The sequence below is a fragment of the Varibaculum cambriense genome (assembly GCF_022133705.1).
GTDB classification, from domain to species: Bacteria; Actinomycetota; Actinomycetes; order Actinomycetales; family Actinomycetaceae; genus Varibaculum; species Varibaculum cambriense_A.
Window position 1 is genome coordinate 40,893 of record NZ_JAKNHJ010000015.1, and the last position, 20,238, is coordinate 61,130.

17 protein-coding genes and 1 tRNA gene are annotated in these 20,238 nt (G+C 53.0%); 13 read left to right on the forward strand and 5 right to left on the reverse strand.

The genetic code is table 11. The features are described 5' to 3' along the window. The first annotated feature begins 47 nt into the window (after window positions 1–47). A complete protein-coding gene (locus tag L0M99_RS07800) occupies window positions 48–1,352 on the forward strand; it encodes a histidine--tRNA ligase (protein ID WP_238128283.1) in 1,305 nt (434 codons plus the stop codon). A gap of 146 nt (window positions 1,353–1,498) precedes the next feature. On the opposite strand, the gene nhaA is transcribed toward L0M99_RS07800, so the two are convergent. Beyond that, window positions 1,499–2,872 carry a Na+/H+ antiporter NhaA gene (gene nhaA, locus L0M99_RS07805; protein WP_024058969.1) on the reverse strand — a complete coding sequence of 458 codons (1,374 nt, stop codon included), beginning with the start codon at window positions 2,870–2,872 and terminating at the stop codon, window positions 1,499–1,501. 151 nt (window positions 2,873–3,023) lie between these two features. Here nhaA and L0M99_RS07810 point away from each other — a divergent pair. The 4 genes from L0M99_RS07810 (at window position 3,024) to L0M99_RS07825 (ending at window position 6,435) form a co-directional block, all read left to right on the forward strand. Then, window positions 3,024–3,097: transfer RNA gene (locus L0M99_RS07810), tRNA-Leu, on the forward strand. 157 nt (window positions 3,098–3,254) lie between these two features. Then, entirely contained in the window at window positions 3,255–4,151 is an 897-nt protein-coding gene (locus L0M99_RS07815) for a Bax inhibitor-1/YccA family protein (RefSeq protein WP_024058968.1), read from the forward strand. A gap of 71 nt (window positions 4,152–4,222) precedes the next feature. Beyond that, window positions 4,223–4,720, forward strand: coding sequence for a hypothetical protein (locus tag L0M99_RS07820; RefSeq protein ID WP_024058967.1), 498 nt, complete (start codon window positions 4,223–4,225; stop codon window positions 4,718–4,720). A gap of 107 nt (window positions 4,721–4,827) precedes the next feature. Further along, entirely contained in the window at window positions 4,828–6,435 is a 1,608-nt protein-coding gene (locus tag L0M99_RS07825; protein WP_024058966.1) for an AI-2E family transporter, read from the forward strand. Window positions 6,436–6,445: 10 nt separating this feature from the next. On the opposite strand, the gene L0M99_RS07830 is transcribed toward L0M99_RS07825, so the two are convergent. Next, window positions 6,446–7,210, reverse strand: a complete 765-nt coding sequence (locus tag L0M99_RS07830; RefSeq protein ID WP_024058965.1) for an isoprenyl transferase — start codon at window positions 7,208–7,210, stop codon at window positions 6,446–6,448. Between the two features lie 149 nt (window positions 7,211–7,359). Between L0M99_RS07830 and trhA the strand changes: the two genes are divergently transcribed. Further along, entirely contained in the window at window positions 7,360–8,052 is a 693-nt protein-coding gene (gene trhA, locus L0M99_RS07835) for a PAQR family membrane homeostasis protein TrhA (RefSeq protein ID WP_238128284.1), read from the forward strand. A 138-nt stretch (window positions 8,053–8,190) separates the two neighbouring features. After that, window positions 8,191–8,667: a transcription elongation factor GreA gene (gene greA / locus L0M99_RS07840; RefSeq protein WP_024058963.1), complete on the forward strand. Its 477-nt coding sequence runs from the start codon at window positions 8,191–8,193 to the stop codon at window positions 8,665–8,667. 46 nt (window positions 8,668–8,713) lie between these two features. On the opposite strand, the gene L0M99_RS07845 is transcribed toward greA, so the two are convergent. The 3 genes from L0M99_RS07845 to xseA are packed head-to-tail and all read right to left on the reverse strand — an operon-like array spanning window position 8,714 to window position 11,685. Further along, the gene (locus tag L0M99_RS07845) at window positions 8,714–10,189 is read right to left on the reverse strand and encodes an LssY C-terminal domain-containing protein (protein ID WP_238128285.1); all 1,476 of its coding nucleotides are present in this window, start codon (window positions 10,187–10,189) and stop codon (window positions 8,714–8,716) included. After that, entirely contained in the window at window positions 10,159–10,407 is a 249-nt protein-coding gene (locus tag L0M99_RS07850; protein ID WP_238128286.1) for an exodeoxyribonuclease VII small subunit, read from the reverse strand. The genes L0M99_RS07845 and L0M99_RS07850 overlap by 31 nt, the downstream gene beginning before the upstream one ends. Before the next feature lie 9 nt (window positions 10,408–10,416). After that, window positions 10,417–11,685 (reverse strand): exodeoxyribonuclease VII large subunit, encoded by a 1,269-nt coding sequence (xseA, locus tag L0M99_RS07855; protein ID WP_238128287.1) that lies wholly within the window; start codon window positions 11,683–11,685, stop codon window positions 10,417–10,419. 77 nt (window positions 11,686–11,762) lie between these two features. On the opposite strand from xseA, the gene L0M99_RS07860 reads away from it, so the two are divergent. From L0M99_RS07860 to L0M99_RS07885, 6 genes are all read left to right on the forward strand, one after another. Beyond that, complete coding sequence (locus L0M99_RS07860) at window positions 11,763–12,767, forward strand: 4-hydroxy-3-methylbut-2-enyl diphosphate reductase (RefSeq protein ID WP_238128288.1); 1,005 nt, start codon at window positions 11,763–11,765, stop codon at window positions 12,765–12,767. Between the two features lie 8 nt (window positions 12,768–12,775). Then, window positions 12,776–14,245 carry an alpha/beta hydrolase gene (locus L0M99_RS07865; RefSeq protein ID WP_024058958.1) on the forward strand — a complete coding sequence of 490 codons (1,470 nt, stop codon included), beginning with the start codon at window positions 12,776–12,778 and terminating at the stop codon, window positions 14,243–14,245. A gap of 129 nt (window positions 14,246–14,374) precedes the next feature. After that, window positions 14,375–15,454 (forward strand): redox-regulated ATPase YchF, encoded by a 1,080-nt coding sequence (ychF, locus tag L0M99_RS07870; protein ID WP_024058957.1) that lies wholly within the window; start codon window positions 14,375–14,377, stop codon window positions 15,452–15,454. Between the two features lie 20 nt (window positions 15,455–15,474). Then, complete coding sequence (locus L0M99_RS07875) at window positions 15,475–16,986, forward strand: recombinase family protein (RefSeq protein WP_058237073.1); 1,512 nt, start codon at window positions 15,475–15,477, stop codon at window positions 16,984–16,986. Window positions 16,987–17,335: 349 nt separating this feature from the next. Next, window positions 17,336–19,192: an HsdM family class I SAM-dependent methyltransferase gene (locus tag L0M99_RS07880; RefSeq protein ID WP_024058955.1), complete on the forward strand. Its 1,857-nt coding sequence runs from the start codon at window positions 17,336–17,338 to the stop codon at window positions 19,190–19,192. A gap of 53 nt (window positions 19,193–19,245) precedes the next feature. Then, the gene (locus L0M99_RS07885; RefSeq protein WP_051132165.1) at window positions 19,246–20,169 is read left to right on the forward strand and encodes a restriction endonuclease subunit S; all 924 of its coding nucleotides are present in this window, start codon (window positions 19,246–19,248) and stop codon (window positions 20,167–20,169) included. Window positions 20,170–20,238 lie beyond the last annotated feature (69 nt).

Below are 20,238 nucleotides of genomic sequence, written 5' to 3' on the forward strand. Positions count from 1 at the left end.
TTGTTAGTCCCAAAGTTGAAACTTTCGTCAATGCTAAAGTGATAGTCATGTCTGGAAAAATTGTTGCCACTCGCGGAATGCGAGACTTTTTACCCACCGAAAAAACTTGGCGTGAACGCGTGCTTAGCGTTTTGCGTGATACCCATACTTCCCTGGGGTTCATGGAAATAGAAACCCCCGCCCTAGAGCCGATCGAGCGGTTGCAATCTGGGCAAGGTGGGGAAAACGAAAAAATGATTTTCCAAGTGATGCGGCGCGGTCTGGATCCACAAGCCGGCATCCTGCCCGCCGAGGCCGTAGACCTGGGGCTGCGCTATGACTTGACTCTTCCGCTAACTCGCTATTTTGCCAGTCACCAGGCGGAGCTACCGAATGTGTTCCGTGCCTTCCAGACCGGTCCAGTCTGGCGTGCCGAGCGTCCGCAAAAGGGGCGTTTCCGCCAGTTTAACCAAGTAGATATCGATATTCTGGGGGAAGCTTCTTTCAGTGCGGAGGTGGAAATCTTAGCGACCGCTTGGAGCGCTGTCACCAAACTGGGACTAGACAAAGACTCTACCGTGTTGATTAATGATCGTCGTTTCTTGCGTGACCTGATGAGCGCTGCCGGTATTGATGGCGATAAACACGATAGTGCCTTTATCACCCTGGATAAACTGGAAAAAATCGGTCAAGAGGCAGTGATTAAAGAACTGGTTACTCATCAGATTGCTAGTGAGAGTCAAGCTGAATCTTTGGTGGAAGCGGTAGTTAGTATTTCCGCTGTAGTACTGGAAGCAGATATGAAAACTTTGGAAATATCTGCTTTACAAACCGAGCTACCTATATATGACCTGGGAGAAATCGCTGCTCAGGTTGGTGATATCTGCCCCGATATTAAAATCAAGTTCACCCCCACTTTGGTGCGGGGCATGGGGTATTACACCGGCCCGATTTTCGAGGTTTCCCACACTGCCTCCGGCTCCTCTATTTGTGGAGGCGGACGCTATGACGGGGTAGTAGGACGCTGGCTCGGGCGAGATGTTCCGGCCGTAGGCTTCAGCTTCGGGTTTGAACGGATTGTGGATCTAGTATCCCTGCCTGAGCAGGGACAACAGCTAAAGGTAGCGCTGGCCTATCAAAAACCCCATGAAGCCCTCGCGGCTTTGCATCTGCGCGAAGGACTGCTATCAGCCGGAGCCAGTAATGCTGGCCTACTGAAAGCCCCCCGTAAAATGTCGGCTGGCTTCTTCGAGCAAGCAGCCTCCCTCGGCTATAACCGGGTGTTGCTGCCTAGCCGCTACTTAGAGGCAGCCGAGCAGGGTAACCCGGACTTTGCGGCTTTACTGGAGCAGGCACGCGTCCTCGAAAACTAGAGGCGAGGGCGCGAAACTGTCCCAAGTACCCGGGAACTGCTTTTGGGGTATCGGGGATACTGTAGTCACCCTGCGCGGTAAGTCACTGGGGAATTGGATCTGCTAATCATTTGTATTAGCAAGCTCGGTTGGCGAGAGCTAATGGTTTAGCTTTGAATCTTTCCGGCAGCTCTTAAATGCCGTACCCGAATTTGCAGAGCGATAGCGGCCAGGATCACTGAAGCGAAGGTTCCCATTAGTACCCCGAGGGAGCCAGCTTGAGTAAGCTCTGCGTCCCCTCTAAAGGCCAGGTGGGAGATTAACAGCGCTACTGTGAAGCCGATACCAGCGGTTATCGAAACCGGAAGCACATCGCGCAGCCCTACGCCCTCGCCTAGAGTCAGGGGAGTTACCTTGGTAAATAATGCTACGGAACCAAAGATTCCCAGCACTTTTCCGAGCGGCATCGCCAGCATTACTGAAAGCGCGATCGGATGAGTAATCACGTTGAGGGGGCCGCCGGCCACGTCCACCACGTTCACCCCGGCAGCGAAGAAAGCGAAGATCGGCACCGCCAGTCCCGCGCTGAAGGGGTTAACGGCTTCAGTTAAACGTTCAGTTTCTGGTTCGGTCTCGCCGGGGAGTTGTTTGGCAGGAACCGTCATTCCTAGCAGCACCCCAGAGATTGTGGCGTGCACTCCCGAATCAAACATGAAATACCAGGTCACTATCCCTAGGGGGACTAGAATCCACCAGCGTCCCCAGCGTTTTTGGGCGAGGAAACCGAAAATCGCGGCGCAGACAATAGCCAGCAGTAGGGAAATAAATTTCATTCCCGTGGCATAGAAGATGGCGATCACCAAAATCCCGCCCAGGTCATCGGCGACTGCCAGGGTTAGCAGGAAGGTGCGGGCAGCTTGCGGCAGGCCGCGTCCAAAGATCTGCAAAATTGCCACTGCGAAAGCAATATCAGTAGCGGTGGGAATCGCCCAGCCGTGCCAAGCATTATCGCCAGAAATGGCGGTTCCGATTAGATATACACAGGCTGGGCCAATCATCCCGAATATCGCAGCAATAATCGGCATAGCGGCAACTTTAATGTTATGAAGTGACCCCACTGCAAACTCTTGTTTGAGTTCTAGTCCCACGGTGAAGAAAAACAGGGTCAAGATCCCGTCCTGTGCCCATTCATGCACCGATAGGTGTAACCCTAAGGAGCGCGGACCAAACTCGAAGTTAGAAAGCGCCATATATCCTTCCCGCACCGGAGAAGGGGCGTTTGCTAAAACTAGTGCCAAGATAGCGGCCGAGACCAAAATCATACCGGCCACAATGTCATTTGCTAACACCCGCTTAATGGAGGTAGCGACCCCATGGGGAGCAGCATCGCTGTAATCTTTGGGGGAAGGAGCCGCTAAATCCTGGTAGTCAGGGGGGCTAACCAGTTCTTCCACCTCTTTTTCTAGCGGGAAATAATGAACATCCCGCCCTCCTGGTGTCTTTGCTAATCCTTTGTTTTCGTCTCCATGTTTTTCTCGCATGGCACCATGCTAGCGGTTATTCATTTCGACAATCAGGAATGCCTGAGGTTTAATATGGAGTGACGCTTTACAAAAGGCTTTCGCTTTTGGTAAAACAAAACTTGGCCGGTGCGCACTAGCGCAGGCAGGGAAGAATAAATTCCCTGGTAAAGCCCCCGTAGCCCAATCGGTAGAGGCAGCTGACTTAAAATCAGTCCAGTGTCGGTTCGAGTCCGACCGGGGGTACAACTCATTATTCTTACCGGACTCATCCAGAAAGTTTTAAGAAACATTAACTAATAATTTGATTAGTGGCCATACTTCCACCTGTGAAAAGTTTCAGGGTGCAACTGCAGAAGTTGCAAAAAGGGAGTGGCTGGTAACGGAATAAGGAGAGATCTAGATGGCAAATCCGGTTATGAATCAAGTAGGCGAGCAGATGCGTCGTACTCCCGCCGGCTATCCCGAAATGCCTGGGTACCAGGTGGGAGGGAACGCGCAGCCGGCTAATCCCACATATCCCCAGTCCGCCACTCCCGGTGGCTATTCGCAAACTACTTTTGACCAAGGCGAGCAAATAGGCCAGCCGCAGCGAGTTACCCGCCCCATGACCCTGGATGATGTCTTGGTGCGTACCGGTGCAAGTTTTGGGGTAATGGTACTGGCCGCGGCGATGTTATGGTTTTGGGGAGTAAGTGACTTAGCGGCGAATGCGGGCACTATGCTCACTATTTCTTCAGTTTCCGCTTTGGTGGCTTTCGCGCTGGTGTTGGTCTCTTCCTTCCGCCGTAAACCCTCTGCCGCGGTAACTTTGGGCTATTCCTTCTTTGAGGGACTGTTTATCGGCGGGGTTTCCGCGTTCTTCGAATACTCCTATCCCGGGATCGTAGTGCAAGCCTTGATTGGGACAGTGGCTGTATTCGTTACCTGCCTGGTGCTATTTAAGTCAGGACTGGTGCGGGTTAACTCGAAGTTTATGAAGATCTTGCTGCTGGGCATGGTATCAATCGTGGTTTATCGGCTATTGGCGATGGTTCTGGCGATGGTTACCCCTGCCAGCGCGGTAGGCAACATTGATCAAGTCACGGTACTGGGAATTCCCTTAGGGCTGTTAGTCGGGCTATTCGCGGTGATTTTTGGGGCAATGTCCCTGATCTCGGACTTTGATATGGTTCGCGAGGGCGTACGCCTAGGGGTAGATAAAGATATGTCTTGGAGCTGCGCTCTCGGGATTATGGTTACGGTGGTGTGGCTCTATGTGGAGATCCTGCGAATCCTGGCGATTCTAAGAGACAACTAAATAAAAACATTACTTCGGGGCGACTACAATAGGGCTAGTCGCCCCGAAGTACTTTTAGGGAGGAAATAGCTGTGCCGGTGATCGTAAGAACCCCCACTTTGGTTGATGCTGCCGGCGCGGCGATGGCACATCGCCAGATTCTAACCGAAACTCTCGGGACTAAAGCTCTGGATTCTTTTTGGGACACGCATACCGAAGAGGATCTACTCGCGTATTGGCATCAGCAGATTTTACAGACTAAAGGGCGCCGAATAGCCTTTGCTTCCCGGGGACGCCAAGTTGTGGGCATGGCCTATGTCACCCCCTCACCTCAAAATGATCACCAGTTGGGACGGGCTCCTCGTAACCTGGATATTGCTTTCTTCGGGATTATCCGCTCAGCATATTCTGCAGATATAGCCCAACGCCTCTTAGACTATGTTCTCGATGCCGATACCCCGGCTCAAGCCTGGGTGTTGCGTTCAGATCAGGAGAAACGACGTTTTTTACGAGTGAATGGCTTCACTATGGATGGGCTGAGCATCGTTGATGACGATTCGGGACAAGTAATTTCTAGAATGACCCGCTAGCGAAGCCTCAAAGTGGCGATAGTCGGTAATCGGGGGTTTGCAAGTATCGAAGCTAGGCAAGGCGGCTCATTTGGAAACTAGCTTAAGAGCGCTGCTAATCTTGTAGTATGAACTCTCGTCTCGAACGAATTCGGCAAACAGGCCGCAAGTTGCTAAGCAACCTTTCACATCCCCAGCCAGAGAAAACCCCCTCCCAGCTGGATATCGAATCCTATAACCAGGATCTATCGGAAATGAAAGCAGAGGCTAATCCCGTATCCGATGAAGAGGCGGTACCGTTCACCTTACGAGTCGCTGCAGATTGGTCATGGCGCCTATTAGTAGTGGGCTTGGCCTTTGGTGCTTTTCTATATGTCATCTCTAAATTCCAAGTGATTATGGTTCCGGTAGCTATTGCAGTTTTGCTATCGGTGCTATTAGAACCGGTCTTGCGGCTACTATTTGTAAAACTGAAATTGCCGCGCACCTTGGCGGCGGCAGTAACCCTGGTTATCGGGTTGGGAATCGTGACCGCGATGATCTCGATTTCCACTACCCAACTGGCTACGGAACTACCTAACCTAATCAGTCGCACCAAAGAAGGCGTAGACGAAGGGATTAGTTGGCTGGCCACCGGCCCGCTGAAAATGGACACGGAGACTGCCTCGAAACTATGGGAGCAAGCTCAAAGCCAGATCCAAAATTACGCTCGTGATAATGCCTCTTGGCTGGCATCTAATGCTTTAGGAACCATGTCTGCAGTGGCGGGAGCATTTACCGGGGCGCTTACTGCTTTGTTTTGTTTATTCTTCTTTCTCAAAGATGGCCGTAAAATCTGGCAATGGTTTTTGCGGCTGCTTCCGCGCTCGACGCGTCACCCCTTAAACGAAGCAGTTATTCGCGGCTGGGTTACTCTCGGTGCCTACACTCGTACCCAGTGTTTAGTAGCCGCGATTGATGCTATTGGTATTGGTGGTGGTGCCTACCTGATTGGGGTGCCGCTGGCTATTCCCCTGGCGATTTTGGTGTTCCTAGCGGCTTTCGTGCCTATTTTGGGTGCGATTCTCTCCGGGATGATGGCAGTGGCGATCGCGCTGGTAGATAAAGGTTTCACCACCGCTATCGTGATGCTAATTATTATTTTGGTAGTACAGCAAGTCGAATCCAATCTTTTACAACCGGCTCTAATGTCGAATGCGGTCAGTCTGCATCCAGTGGCAGTGCTGCTAGCGGTAGCAGGTGGCGGTGCCGCTATGGGAATCGTGGGTGCGGTCTTCGCGGTTCCGATTTTAGCTTTCCTGAACACTACCGTGCTTTACCTGCGCGGTTATGACAGCTTTATTCGCCTCAACTACCAAAAGGATCGTCCCGGCGGACCTCCCGGATCTTTAGATCGTGAACTAGCGGAAGCGGCTCGACCCAGTGAACAGAATCTATCGGAAGCTCGCCAGGCGAAGGCGGAAGCAGAGCAGGATACGCAGCGGCATACGCCTCGCGAACATGCGGAGCAAGCCGAACAAATACAAAAGGAGATTCAAAGCACTCTGTCGGAGTTTTCCAGTGCCGATCCTAACCAAATGCTTCCCGAGGACGCTAAAACTGATTTTGAGGTAGGGGCGACCACCAAAATCAAAAAAGTTGCTCTGGCAGAACAGGCAGCTCGCCAAGAGGATCAGAAGGCAGGGGAGGTATCCCCGGAAACAGGGCAATCGGAAGCATCCGATAGCAAGGACTAAGTTTTACGTTTTACTTGCCCAGGCGCCGTTCCCGCAAAGCGAAGTCACGCAGAGCGCGGTAGAAATCGATTTTGCGGAAATCGGGCCAGAAGGCTTCACAAAAATAGTATTCCGAATGGGTGGACTGCCACATTAGGAATCCCGACAGCCGCTGCTCCCCAGAAGTGCGAATCACCAAATCCGGGTCTGGTTGTCCAGCGGTGTAGACATGCGAAGTTATTTCGTCGACGGATAGCTCCCTAGCAACAGTTTCTAAGGTTGCGCCTGCCTGTGCTTTTTCCAATAGCAGGTGGCGTACGGCCTCGGTAATTTCTTCGCGTCCCCCGTAGCCAACCGCGATATTTACGGTCAGGGGAGAATCGGTACGCGTTTGAGATACCGCCTGCTGCAAACGCTTTTGTACCTGATCCGGTAGGAGAGAAAGATTCCCTAATAACCGCAGGTGCCAGCGGCCAAGAGAGGCAATCTGTTCTACCACGGTGCATATAATGTCAAAAAGTTTAGTGAGTTCATCCCCAGAACGTCGGAGATTATCGGTAGAGAGCATCCAAAGAGTAACTACCGGGATCCCTACTTCTTCACTCCACCCTAAAAACTCAAGAGCCTTTTCGGCGCCAACTTTATGCCCGGTTTCAGATTGCTCTCCGATTTGGTGAGCCCAGCGCCGATTACCATCGAGAATTACCCCCACATGGCGTGGCAACGATTCAGTAGGCAGTGCCTTTTCTAGATTGCGGGCATAAAGTCGATAGACCAGATCTGTAAGGTGAGTCAAGCTTGCTCCTTTAAGGTTAATAGTTGGATTTTACCCCTATGGTGCGTTGTTGACAGTATTGATCCCCTAGATTAGCGTAGGTGCACGGAAAGTATTCTGCCGTAGCTTTTGAGGCTAGGACAGGTCTCTATCTGACCTGAGGAGGACGGATGGCACCTGATGAAGGCGCGTATACGCAGGTGAAAAAACGAGTATCAGATTCTTTGAATGTTTTGCCTAAACCCAAAATGCGAGGGTGGATCCACACCGTTACCGTTCCGCTGTCCCTAGCTGCTTCCATTGTGCTGATTTGTTTAGCCAATACTGCTAATGAACGCTGGGCATGCGCGGTTTATTTAGTTTGTTCCTTGCTGCTTTTCGGGGTTTCTGCGCTGTATCACCGCATCGATTGGGGTAAACGGGCTCACAGCGTGATGCGCCGCTTTGATCATTGCAATATTTTCTTGTTGATTGCGGGATCTTATACCCCGATCGCAGTCTCCCTCTTGCCGTACTCGCAGGCGCGAAACCTGCTAGTACTGGTGTGGCTGGGCGCCTTGGCCGGAATCTTGCTCTCAGTTTTTTGGCCAGATGCGCCCCGCTGGCTATATGTTCCGATCTATATTTTGCTAGGTTGGGTAGCTCTGGGATATATGGGACCGCTACGTGAGGCCGGGGGGCTAGCCGTGATCTGGCTGCTAGTTGCGGGGGGACTATGTTACTCGATTGGAGCAGTTTTTTACGGGTTGCGTTGGCCGGGTAGAAACGCTCGTTACTTTGGCTACCACGAGATTTTCCACGCCGGTACAGTGGCGGGGTGGACTTGTATTTGTATAGCCGCTTATTTCGCGGTTTTGGCTTGATCTGAGCGTTTATGCTGGCCAGGATGTGTAGTTGTCCTAATAGCAACTTTACCGGCAATTTGTTACACTGATACCTGCTGTTTTACTGACCGCGCTCGGCGTGGTCAGTCTTTTGTTTTATTAGCTAAGGAGAACACGATGGCCGACAAGACCTGGATGACCCAGGAATCATATGATCGTCTAAAAGAAGAGTTACGCCATCTCGAAGAAGTAGAGCGCCCGGCAATCGCCCGTAGAATTGATGAGGCTCGTCAGGAGGGTGACTTAAAAGAAAACGGTGGCTACCATGCTGCTCGGGAACAGCAGTCTTGGAATGAAACTCGGATTCTGCAGCTAAAAGAAATCATGGAAAATGCGGAAGTGGGCGAGCCTCCGGCCGATGACGGCATTGTAGAACCCGGTATGGTTGTGAAAGCTACCTTAGGCAGGCGGGAAGTGAACTTCTTGATGGGGTCGCGCGAAGCCAGCCCGGACGTAGATATGGATGTTTACTCCCCGGATGCTCCTTTAGGTCAGGCAATTTTGGGGCATAAAGTGGGCGAAGTGGTCGATTATCAGGCTCCTAATGGTAAAACCATTCAAGTTAAGCTACTGGAGGTAACGCCCTACCAGTAATCGGGGCTAACAACAGTAGGGGGGTCTTTAGGGAAGCAGTTACTGGCTACTCTACCTTTACCCACCGTCGCGCGGCCGGTGAAGTGATAGCTAGGATTGCCAATACCGATAAGGTGGTGGAAGTGATCCAAAGGGGAGTGCCGGAAGCGCCTTCGATCCCTAAAGACTCCATCATGCGCACAAAAACGGTTGCGGTTAGCACCAAGAGCAAGCCTAGCCGCATCCATTTTTGGTGAAACAAAGTACCCACGATTAAGACCGCGAGCAAGAGCGCTAACGCCATGAAACCGTATCCCGCCAGGCGGGTTTGGTAAAAGGCAAACCCTAATTCATCAGCATATTTTGGGTTGGTAGCCAAGATGTAGCCAACTGCCGCCAGCTCTAGGGCATGCAGAACCGTCAAAATAATTCCACAGGCCAAAGAGGTGGCCGGTACTTGGCGGTCGCGCACTAGTCGGCGCTTGTTTGTCTTTTCTGCCTGGTCGCGGGAAGAACGCAAATACCCTTTATGCTGCAAAGCTAGATTTTCGTGCGGATTTAAATGCTCTTCACTTACCAGGTTGGCTTCAATCACCGGCATGCTGCCATCGGTTTGCACCCTGTCGCCTCCCCCGTTGCGGGAGTGATAGGCACTAGTGGCATCGGGAATCACGTCCACCTCTACACTGGTGCAAGCTTCGCGCACGGTGTCTACAACATGGTCACGTTCAATATCGATGTTTTCGTCAATCTTGTGAGTGATTTGCAGAGTGAAAAGCGACAGGCCAACCGCTTTATCGAAAGTTGCTGCTGCCAGCCAATCTACCTGGATCCCTCCCGGTAGTTTCCATCCTTCGGGAACTTTCCAAAAACGCACATGATGGCGTTGACTGGGGTTACCATCCACTTCTTGTTGATAGGCAAAATCTTGTTTGCGGCCAAAAAGATAGAGAGGCGAAACTGGCGCCGCTGGATAAGAGCGCTTAAAAACACTGGCGAAAACAATCTTCCAAGAAGAAGAAAGAGTGATCTCATCAGCCATTGTCCAACCGGCTGCCTGCATCGCCAGGTGAATATCATCTTCTTCTCCCAGCCAAGCCAGGTTAATGGGATCCCCCAAAATCCCGTCCCCAGTTTTAGAACGCCCAATGTAATAGTCCGGAACGTAGAGCGAAGACATTATTTGATGCAGCCTAGGCAATGCCAAATACGCTAAAAGCACCCAGAAAATGGTTAAATAAACCAAAATTACCAGGGAAAACTGGAAACCATGTTTTAGTAGTATCCAAGCTAAACGTACGGTTAAGACCGCCGCGATCACCACAAAAATGTAATCGATGATCTGGTAGACAGTTAGGGGAGCAGATCGGTGATACTTTAGCTTTTGCCCTAATTCAAAGGGTAGGTGTTCGTCAGTTTGCCCCTTATGTTCCCCAGCAGAGTCTTCTTTAGTAGTAATCGCTAGGGCACCCTCGTTTGAGCTCTCCGGCAACGCTTCCTTGACTGCGGACTTTAGTTCCGGCCGGTTATCGCTGGTTTCCATGGCTTATTCACTTTTTTTGCCTGTTCCAAACGCTGCTTGGCTTGATCTAAAAAGGATTGACAGTGACTCGCTAGCTGCTCTCCCCGCTCCCACACCTTTAAAGACTCCTCCAGACCGAGTTTGCCCGACTCCAACTGGCTAATCGCGGACACTAGTTGTTCGCGCGCCTGTTCATAGGAAAGCTCTGCCACCGGAACTTCCACGTTTTCTTCACTCATCATTGCCTCCTAAGCTTTTTTCTGATTTGTACCAAAAACTTTGGTCACTGCTGTTCCATCTGCGAAAATCGCTTCTAAAAGATCGCCTTTAGTTACCTGCGAGACTGAGTTGATGACTCCGCCAGAAGGAGAACGCAAAATACTGTAGCCGCGTTCTAAAATTCCTTGGGGAGAATAGGCTTTCAAAGCATCCCGCCATCCATTTAGGGAAGTAAGCTGGTTTTCCAGTTGGGTTTCAAATCGAAAACGTAGTCGCTGACTCTCTAGCGCCAAAGAATGTTCCTGAGCCGCAATAACGGCGCTGGGATCAGCCAAGACAGGACGGGCGCGTAACTGGGCTAACTGCCCTAAATGTTGATCTAAGAGGGCGAGCATCTGGGTGCGTAAACGAGAGCAGGCGCCCTGCAGTCCTAAGGATTCTTCCTGAAAATCCGGAACAATCCGCCGCGCTGCATCGGTAGGGGTAGAAGCCCGATAGTCAGCCACAAAATCTAGCAGGGGAGCGTCCTCCTCATGACCGATAGCGGAAACTAGGGGAGTGCGCGCTAGAGCAGCTGCCCGCACCAAAGATTCCTCAGAAAATGGCAGTAGATCTTCGACCGCGCCGCCCCCGCGGGAAATCACAATCACTTCCACCTGGGGGATACCGTCCAGGTCCTTAAGCGCCCTAGTTACCTCGCCGGCGCAAGTAGGTCCTTGCACAGCCACTTCCCGCACCTCAAACTCGGCAAGGGGCCACCGCGCCAAGGCGTTTACCATCACGTCCTGTTTGGCTTTAGCATTGCGCCCTACGATCAAACCGATTCTGCGAGGAATCACCGGGAGGGGTTGCTTATTTTCTTGGGCAAATAGGCCTTCGGCGGCTAGTTTTTTACGCAGTTCCTCAATCTGGGCGAGCAGGTTACCCACCCCGACAGCATGGACTTCGTTTGCCATCAGGGAAAGGGAACCCGAACCCTCATAAAAATCCGGTTTGGCGTGAACAACTACTTGCGCACCCTCGGAAAAGCTAGTCCCTAGCGAGTCAAGCACCGTAGGCCAGCACTTCACGGTCATGGACGTGCTTTGGTCGGCGTCCCGCAGGACAAAGAAAGCCATGCGCGCACCCGGACGTTTTTTATATTCGACTACTTGCCCGCTTACCCACAGCGGCGACATGCGGTTCACATATTTTTTGATATTAGCGGTCAGCAACGATAGTGGCCACGGGTTATCCCGAGTGGTTTGGGCGGCCGTGGGAGCCAGCTGCGTTTGCGAACCTTGAGGATTTGTACGCACCGCTCCATTCTACCCATAGCGGCTGACAAACAGTCACTGGTTCGGTGGGATGCAAAATACCTTAGTAGGATAGGGGCGTGGCGAAAAGGAAAGTATTGCTGGCATCCCCGCGGGGTTACTGCGCGGGAGTAGATCGCGCGGTCGACGTGGTAGAAAAAGCCTTAGCGCTCTATGGAGCCCCAGTATATGTGCGTAAAGAGATTGTGCATAACAAGTTTGTAGTAGAGCAGCTGAGCGCTAAAGGCGCACGTTTTGTAACTGAACTAGACGAAGTTCCCACTGGTGCGCGAGTCGTGTTTTCCGCCCATGGAGTGTCTCCTGCAGTACGGGAAGAAGCCAAGCGGCGGGGACTGAAAACCGTCGATGCTACTTGCCCGCTGGTGACTAAAGTGCACCGCGAAGCCTTGCGTTTCGCCAAAGCCGACTATGACATTGTTTTGGTAGGACATGAAGGTCACGAAGAGGTTGAAGGCACCCAAGGGGAAGCTCCGGGTCATATTCAGGTGGTGGGAGATCCTGAAAACGTAGACCAAGTGCAGGTGCGCGATCCGGAAAAAGTGGTGTGGCTATCGCAAACTACTTTGAGCCTTGATGAAACCCGGGAAACTGTGGATCGGCTGCGGGAACGATTCCCGGGGCTGAGTGATCCTCCCAGTGAAGATATTTGTTTTGCCACTCAGAACCGGCAGGGGGCAGTAAAAAAGATCGCGGAAGCAGCACAGGTAGTGATCGTGGTGGGATCGGCCAATTCTTCCAACTCGGTGCGGCTTAAAGAGGTAGCGCAAGTAGGCGGGGCACAGCAGGCCTATCGCATCGATAAAGCTTCCGAGATGGAAGCAGCCTGGTTTGAAGGGGTAGAAACCGTGGGGCTTACCTCGGGGGCTTCGGTGCCAGAAGTACTGGTAAAGGAAGTTTTGCAGCAACTTGCCCACTGGGGTTTTGAGGACGTGGAAGAAGTAGAAACTGCCCGGGAAACAGTAACTTTCGCGCTGCCTTTACCTTTGCGTAAAGAACTGACAGAAGCCGGAATCATTAAAACCAGTAACCGCCGGCGTACTAACGATCCGGGGCACACCTGCTAGAGGTACGCATGCTAACCTCGCTACCCTTTGTTATTGTCATTTGTCTGGCAGCTGGTGGTTTGCTACTGGCATTGCCGCAGATGATTCGCAAACCTGGGCATTATCTGCGCTCAGTTTTGGTGGTCTTGTTGGTAGCTATCATCCAGGTAGTGGCAGTGGGGCTGCTGGTTAATTTACCGATGCAGTACGTGTCTACCCCTGCTGAGTTGTGGCAGATGATCAGCAATCAGCAAATCAGCATGGTAAGTATTGGCGATACCCAGCGGGGATCTCAAATAGCTGCCAAGGAATCTGGGGGAGCAGACAAAGGTGCGTCCTCTTCCTCGGAAAAACTAAACCCCTTGACCACGCCGGCGTTGCCGGGGCAAGAAGCCTGGATACCGAGTTTTAAGCCCCTGTCGAAGGGACGGCAACTGACGGTGTTTTCCGGGCCGAAGTCTGGGGTAAAAGAGCAGGTGATTGTGTGGACGCCACAGGGCTATGATCCTGACGATAAAACCACTACCTATAATGTTTTAGAGTTTATCCACGGTTATCCGGGGTCTCCGGTATCAGTTGCCCTCGCCCTCGATTTTTCTTCCAACCTGCAACAGGCAATTGATAGGGGAGAAATAGCTCCCACTATTGTGGTTATTCCGGAAGGAAATGTTAATCGTGAAGTTCCTACCTGTGCTGATGTAAAAAACGGGGAGCAAACCGCCACCTGGCTCAGTTTTGATGTTCCCAAAATGGTGCGCTCTAGCTTCCCCAATGTATCCGATAAGCGAAAAGACTGGATGATCGCCGGGAATTCTTCCGGAGCTTATTGTAGTGCTCGCTTGGGTATGCTTTACGGGGATGTTTTTGGAACTAGTGCGGTGCTTTCCGGTTACGATCAGCCGATTGTGGGATCTTGGGGAGGACGTAACAGTGTCACGTTTACCGGTAACACTCTGTCTTCTCTAGCGGGACAGCCCCGTAGCTGGCCACTAAATATGTATGTTTATGGCGCGCAACTAGATCGCGACTCTCTACATCTAGCGAAAAATCTCTCCCGAGCCTCCTATCGGGCAGGTGACCGGGTGGAACTGAAAATTACGGCAGAGGGCGGGCATAACTGGGCGACTTGGCGCGAGCAAATGCCAGAACTTTACCGCTGGTGGGAGCAGGTGCGAAATAGTGATACCCCTAAGGATACGCAGCTTAAGGGTGCCGATTCGGCGCTGATACCGGAATCTTCTCCGGCTCTATTTTCCCTAATGGGGTGGGGAACTATCACGGTCGTCGCTGTGGTGGCTATCTTGGCTTTGGCTGCGTTGATTCACCGGGTACCGATAGTTATGAAGACCGGCACTCGCGCTGGCTATCTGCGAGCCTTAGCGGGATCCATAGCAGCGATGTTGTTGGTGATATTGGCGGTAATGCTGCCTATAAACCGTTTAGGGGAGTTCTATAGCTCGCTGACAGAGATTGTGCAGACGATTATCGGTGCGGGCTAGTGAGGCCAATATTAAGAGGCATCTAGCGGCAGAGCCTCTTAGAGGACAATCTAGCGGGCACGTACTCGGTAACTGAGTATTTTTGCGGCTAGATTTCTTGGTGCTTTCACCCTTCGATAGGGTAGAGACGTGGCTTTAACAATTGGGATTGCAGGATTACCTAACGTTGGTAAATCAACTTTGTTCAATGCGCTCACCCGCGCAACCGTGTTAGCGGCGAATTATCCGTTCGCGACTATTGACCCCAACGTGGGGGTGGTGCCGCTGCCGGATCCGCGCCTGAAAAAACTAACCGAAATGTTCAATTCGGCGAAAACTGTGCCCGCCACGGTTTCTTTCGTTGATATTGCGGGAATCGTGAAAGGTGCCTCCCAAGGGGAGGGACTCGGCAACCAGTTTTTGGCAAATATTAGGGAAGCTGATGCGATTTGCCAGGTAACCCGGGTGTTTAGCGACCCCGACGTGGTGCACGTAGACGGCAAGATTGATCCGGCTTCCGATATTGAAACTATTTCTACCGAACTGGTCCTCGCTGACCTGCAGACTCTAGAAAAAGCGATTCCCCGCTTAGAAAAAGAAGTCCGCGGACGTAAAACCGAACCGGAAGTACTGGCAGAAGTAAAGAAAGCCCAGGCAATTTTAGAGGACGGAACGCTGCTATCTGCCCGCGAGGAACTGGATAAAGAACTGCTAAAAGAATTCCAGTTGATGACTTTAAAACCGTTCATCTATGTGTTCAATATGGACGCGGACCAGCTACTAGATGAGGGGCAACGCCAAGAATTAGAGAATCTAGTTGCGCCAGCGAAAGCGATTTTCTTAGATGCCCAGTTTGAAGCTGACCTAGTGGAACTGGATGAAGAGGACGCGCGGGAAATGTTGGAGGAATCCGGGCAAAGCGAGTCCGGCCTCGACCAATTAGCCCGGGCGGGCTTCGATACTTTGGGGTTGCAAACTTATTTGACGGCTGGGGAAAAAGAGTCCCGCGCCTGGACGATTCGTAAAGGCTGGACGGCTCCCCAAGCTGCCGGGGTAATTCACAGTGATTTCGAACGTGGATTCATTAAGGCCGAAATTATCGGGTTTGATGAGTTAGTGGAACTTGGTTCAATTCACGCTGCCCGCGATGCCGGAAAGCTGCGTCAAGAGGGCAAAGACTACGTAATGCAAGACGGGGATGTAGTGGAGTTTCGTTTCAATGTAACCTGAGGCGCGCTAGTGTTAGCGGCATGACAACACGTGCTGCTATTTACCTCCGTATCTCGCTCGATGCTGCCATGGACGGCCTCGCCATCGACCGGCAGCGCCAGGACTGCGAAGCCCTTGCCGAGCAACGCGGCTGGGACGTCGTGCATACCTACGTCGATCAGTCGATCTCCGCGTCGAAGAAGGACGTGGACCGCCCCGACTACGACGCGATGGTGGCGTCCTTTGAGCGCGGCGAGATCGACGCGATCATTTGCTGGGACCTCGACCGCCTCACACGGCAGCCCTGGCAGCTCGAAGAGTGGATCGACAGGGCAGAGGAGCAGGGGCTGAAACTCGTCACTGCGAACGGTGATGCTGACCTTGCCACCGACGGCGGCAGAATGTACGCGCGCATCAAAGCAGCCGTGGCACGCGGCGAGATCGAGCGAAAGAGCATGCGCCAGTCTCGTGCGCAACAGCAACGCGCCGAGCAGGGCCGCTGGTACTCCGGCGGTGTGCGCCCTATCGGCTACACCTCCACCGGCGAGATCATTCCATCCGAAGCCGCCGCCGTGCTCGGTATGTTCCGCGCTGTCGAGAGGGGCAACTCCATGCGCGACATTGCGCGCGCCTTATCTGGGGTCGATCAACCGGGCTTGCCGGATATCCCGACCACGCCGCGCCATATGTACACCGTGGTCACAGAGCGCAACGCTCGACGCCGCGCTGAAGGCCAGGAAGAAAAGCCGGTTCCCGACGCGCAGCCGTGGGCCTACACGTCGTTGCACTCGATCCTGCGCAACCCCGTGTATGCGGGTTACTCCACTTATAAGAAGGCCAAGCGCAAAGGCGTGAAGAACAAATACCGCCGTGTCACGCATATCGTCCGCGACCCCGATACCGGCGAGCCGGTGAAAGGGCAGTGGGAGCCGATCGTCACACCCGATCTGTGGTGGCGCGTGCAGAACGTGCTCGATGATCCCGACCGGCTGACCAACAAGGAGCGGCGTAATACTCGCCGCCATCTTGGCTCGGGTCTGTATGTCTGCGACGAGTGTGGCAATCCCGTGCGCACGCATGCCGACCGCTACCGCTGCGCCGCCTGTGGCTTAGTGCGCACGCATAGCGTCGATGATTTTGTGCTCGCCGTGATCCGCGCCCGCCTTGGTCGTGACGACCTAGCAGACCTGTTGCCGACTGCGGATGACGACGAGGTCGACGCCATCGACGACGAACTCGCTGAGCTTCGCGCAAAGCTCGCCCGCGTCCAGGCTGACTACGACGAGGAGCTTATCGAGGCCCGTGACCTCAAGCGCGCGCGAAACCGTTATGAGCCGCAGATCGAGAAACTCGAAACGCGCCGTGCCCGCCTTGCTGGCGCATCGGCGCTGCTCGACACAACCGGCTACGCCTCGCCCGTGGACGCCTTCGACAACGCAGAGCTTGCCGTGCAGCGCCGTGTCATCAACACCCTGTGCCAGGTGCGCCTGCGCCGTGGCGTGCGCGGAAGCAAGACCTTTAACCCCGAATCAGTCCAGATCGTGTGGAACTAGGTTGCAGTGTGTGACACGTCAACAATCGCGCGCATGTGCTGCGACGCGCGACGCTCCTACGAAGGAACGCCACGGAGCCGGCAGTTCGGGGGAGATCTGCCTTCGTGTATCGGGGGTGACACTGCTCAACCGTGGCGTTCGGGGAAAGTATTACACGACTGTTTCCACCCCGCATGTCGAGCGCCGAAAGCAAGAACCCGGGTTGTACGGTAGCGGTAATTTGCGTTTTTGTTACACGCCGCGTTTCACGCAACGATCCCGGGCGGCTTCGCATCCTGCCATGTGTACATCGTTACATCTCAGGGGCGAGATGTGGAGGATCGGCCAGACTTGGATAGGGAGTGCCCGCATGGCAAACGAGCGGATTACAGAAGACTTAGTCGATGAAAAGCTCCGCAACCTCGGATATTACGAGGATGCAGAGAAGATCATCGTTGAGAAGCAGCAATCCGCCATTGAGCTGGTTCGCAAGTCTTTGTCGAAGGCGTCGAAAACTGGCGGCGGCGGTGGTGGTTTCCCGGAGTTCATCATCACTGCCCCCGACACCCCCGACATGATCGTGGTTATCGAGTGCAAGGCAGAGACACGTTGGCACGAGTCGGAAAATCGTGATCGCCCTAAAGACTTCGCGGTTGACGGTGTTCTGCACTACGCAAGTTTTCTGACACACAAATACACCGTGATCTCGATTGCAGTCTCGGGCACGCCTGCACATAGTGAATGGTCCTTCTTTGTCACCACCAAAGGAGAGAAGGAAGCACGCCCGCTTAAGGCCCCGAGCGGTGCAGCGATTACCGAACTTGTCAGCCTTGATGACCTCATTACCGCCGCATCGTTCGATCCTTCTGTTCAGGCAAAGCGAACAAAAGACCTCATTTCGTTCTCTCAGGAAATGCACGCTTTCATGAGGGATGAAGCGGAGCTAGAAGAGAAAGAGAAGCCTCTCGCCGTCGCGGGTAGCCTAATCGCGCTCAACGACCCTGTCTTTGCAAAGACCTACGAAGCATATGGTGCGAAAGACTTGCCCGACTTCTGGATGCAAACGATCCAGAAAGTCATCGGGTCTGCGCAAATCCCGTTCGCCAAGATAACGAACATGACCCAGCCGTTTACTGGCATCCAAGTGCACCCAGAGCTGGGTAAAGCTACCAAAGCCTATCCGCAGGGCTTGTTACACGAAATCGTGACCCTGCTTGCGGAGAAGGTGCTGCCCTTTATCACCGTTTATCACGACTTCGACGTTGTGGGAGCTTTCTACGGTGAGTTCCTGAAGTACACAGGCGGTGACGGCAAAGGGTTGGGGATTGTACTCACGCCGAAGCACATCACTGAGCTGTTTAGCCTGCTTGCCAACGTCGATAAGGACAGCATCGTGCTTGACACCTGCGCTGGTACTGGAGGCTTCCTAATCTCGGCAATGAACCAGATGGTCCGTACTGCGATCACGCAAGACGAGATTGAGTCGATCAAGAAAAACCAACTGATCGGCGTCGAACAAAACCCGAGCATGTACGCCCTAGCGGCTTCAAACATGATCCTGCGCGGTGACGGGAAGGCCAACCTCTACCAAGGGTCTTGTTTTGACACCGCCATCACCAAAGGCGTCAAGTCCCACAAAGCGACAGTTGGTTTGATTAACCCGCCTTACGCCAAAACTAAGGAAGACCTGCACGAGCTGCGATTCGTGGAACACATGCTTGATTGTCTCACTCCCGGGGCGATCGGTATTGCCATTGTCCCTATCTCGTGCGCAACTGCGCCTAGCATCCGCAAGCGCAGCCTCCTGAAGAACCACACACTGGAAGCAGTCATGTCAATGCCACCGGAAGTCTTTTACCCGGTTGGTGTCGTCACTTGTGTGATGGTGTTTACTGCACACATTCCACATGAAAGATCTGACCGGAAAAGCTGGTTTGGTTATTGGCGCGAAGACGGGTTCGTCAAAATTAAGAATCTCGGCCGCGTCGATCGAAATGGAACCTGGCCAGAGATACGCGACCACTGGGTTGAGATGTTCCGTAATCGAGAAGTCAAGCCTGGTGAATCTGTCATGCAAAAGGTGGATGCCGAGGATGAATGGGTCGCGGAAGCTTACATGGAAACGGACTACTCGACTCTTACCCAGTCGGACTTCGAGAAGGTCCTTCTCGACTACGCACTGTTCACCTTGCGCGGGGTCGATATCGAAGAAGGCGGGGACGCGTGACTCGCCAACCTTTAGGTGACCTATTTCATGTTGAGTACGGAAACAAACTCGACATGAACAAGATGACACCAACCGATCCACGGACAGGCATCGCATTTGTAGGACGAGTGGGTGGCCTGAACGGAAAATCAGGTGTCTCCGGGTACGTCGAGGCACTACCTGACCTGACCCCTTATCCCACAGGTTTAATCACAGTTGCCCTCGGAGGGTCGCGACTGCTGTCTTCCTATGTTCAGCAGCGCCCGTTCTATACAGCTCAGAACGTGGCAGTCCTTCGTCCAAAGCGAGACACCATGAGTCTCAACGAGCGTCTCTTCTACGCGATGTGTATTCGCAAGAACGCCTTTCGTTATAGCGCTTTCGGAAGGGAAGCAAACCGCACTCTAGCGACTATTGAGGTTCCCACCGAGATACCCGATTGGGTCGAAATTAGTGAGGTTCCGACTCATGAGGGGCTTCGGGCAGCTACAGGCGATCCCGTGGCTTTGACCGACCCCAGTGGCTGGTGCGATTTCCCGATAGAACAGCTATTTGAGATCAAGAAGGGTAAGCGAGTCACCAAAGCAAATAGGCAACCGGGAACAACACGTTTCATAGGTGCTTCGGACAGTAACAATGGGATTACCGATTGGAGCGCGCTTGAACCACTCTTCCCCGCAGGGACCATCACAGTTCCCTACAACGGATCGGTTGGTTATTCCTTCTACCAGGATCAACCGTACTTCGCCTCAGACGACATTCAGGTGTTAATCCCTAAACAAGAAGTGTCCTACTGGGCAATGCTGTTCATCTCAACCATGATTCGTCACGAGAAGGACCGATTCACGTATGGGTATAAGTGGAATTTGGCTCGAATGAGGAAGATGACACTTCGGTTGCCAGCTGCACCAACCGGGAAGCCTGACTGGGATTACATGGAAGGCTTTATGCAAGGATTACCGTTTTCTGCCGCGATCACTGGTGAGGTGGGTGTCTAACGCTCATCGGTTACGCCTACGTTCCAACCTCCAAGCAGAGACAGTAGCTCGACACTCAGCGTGACCTTC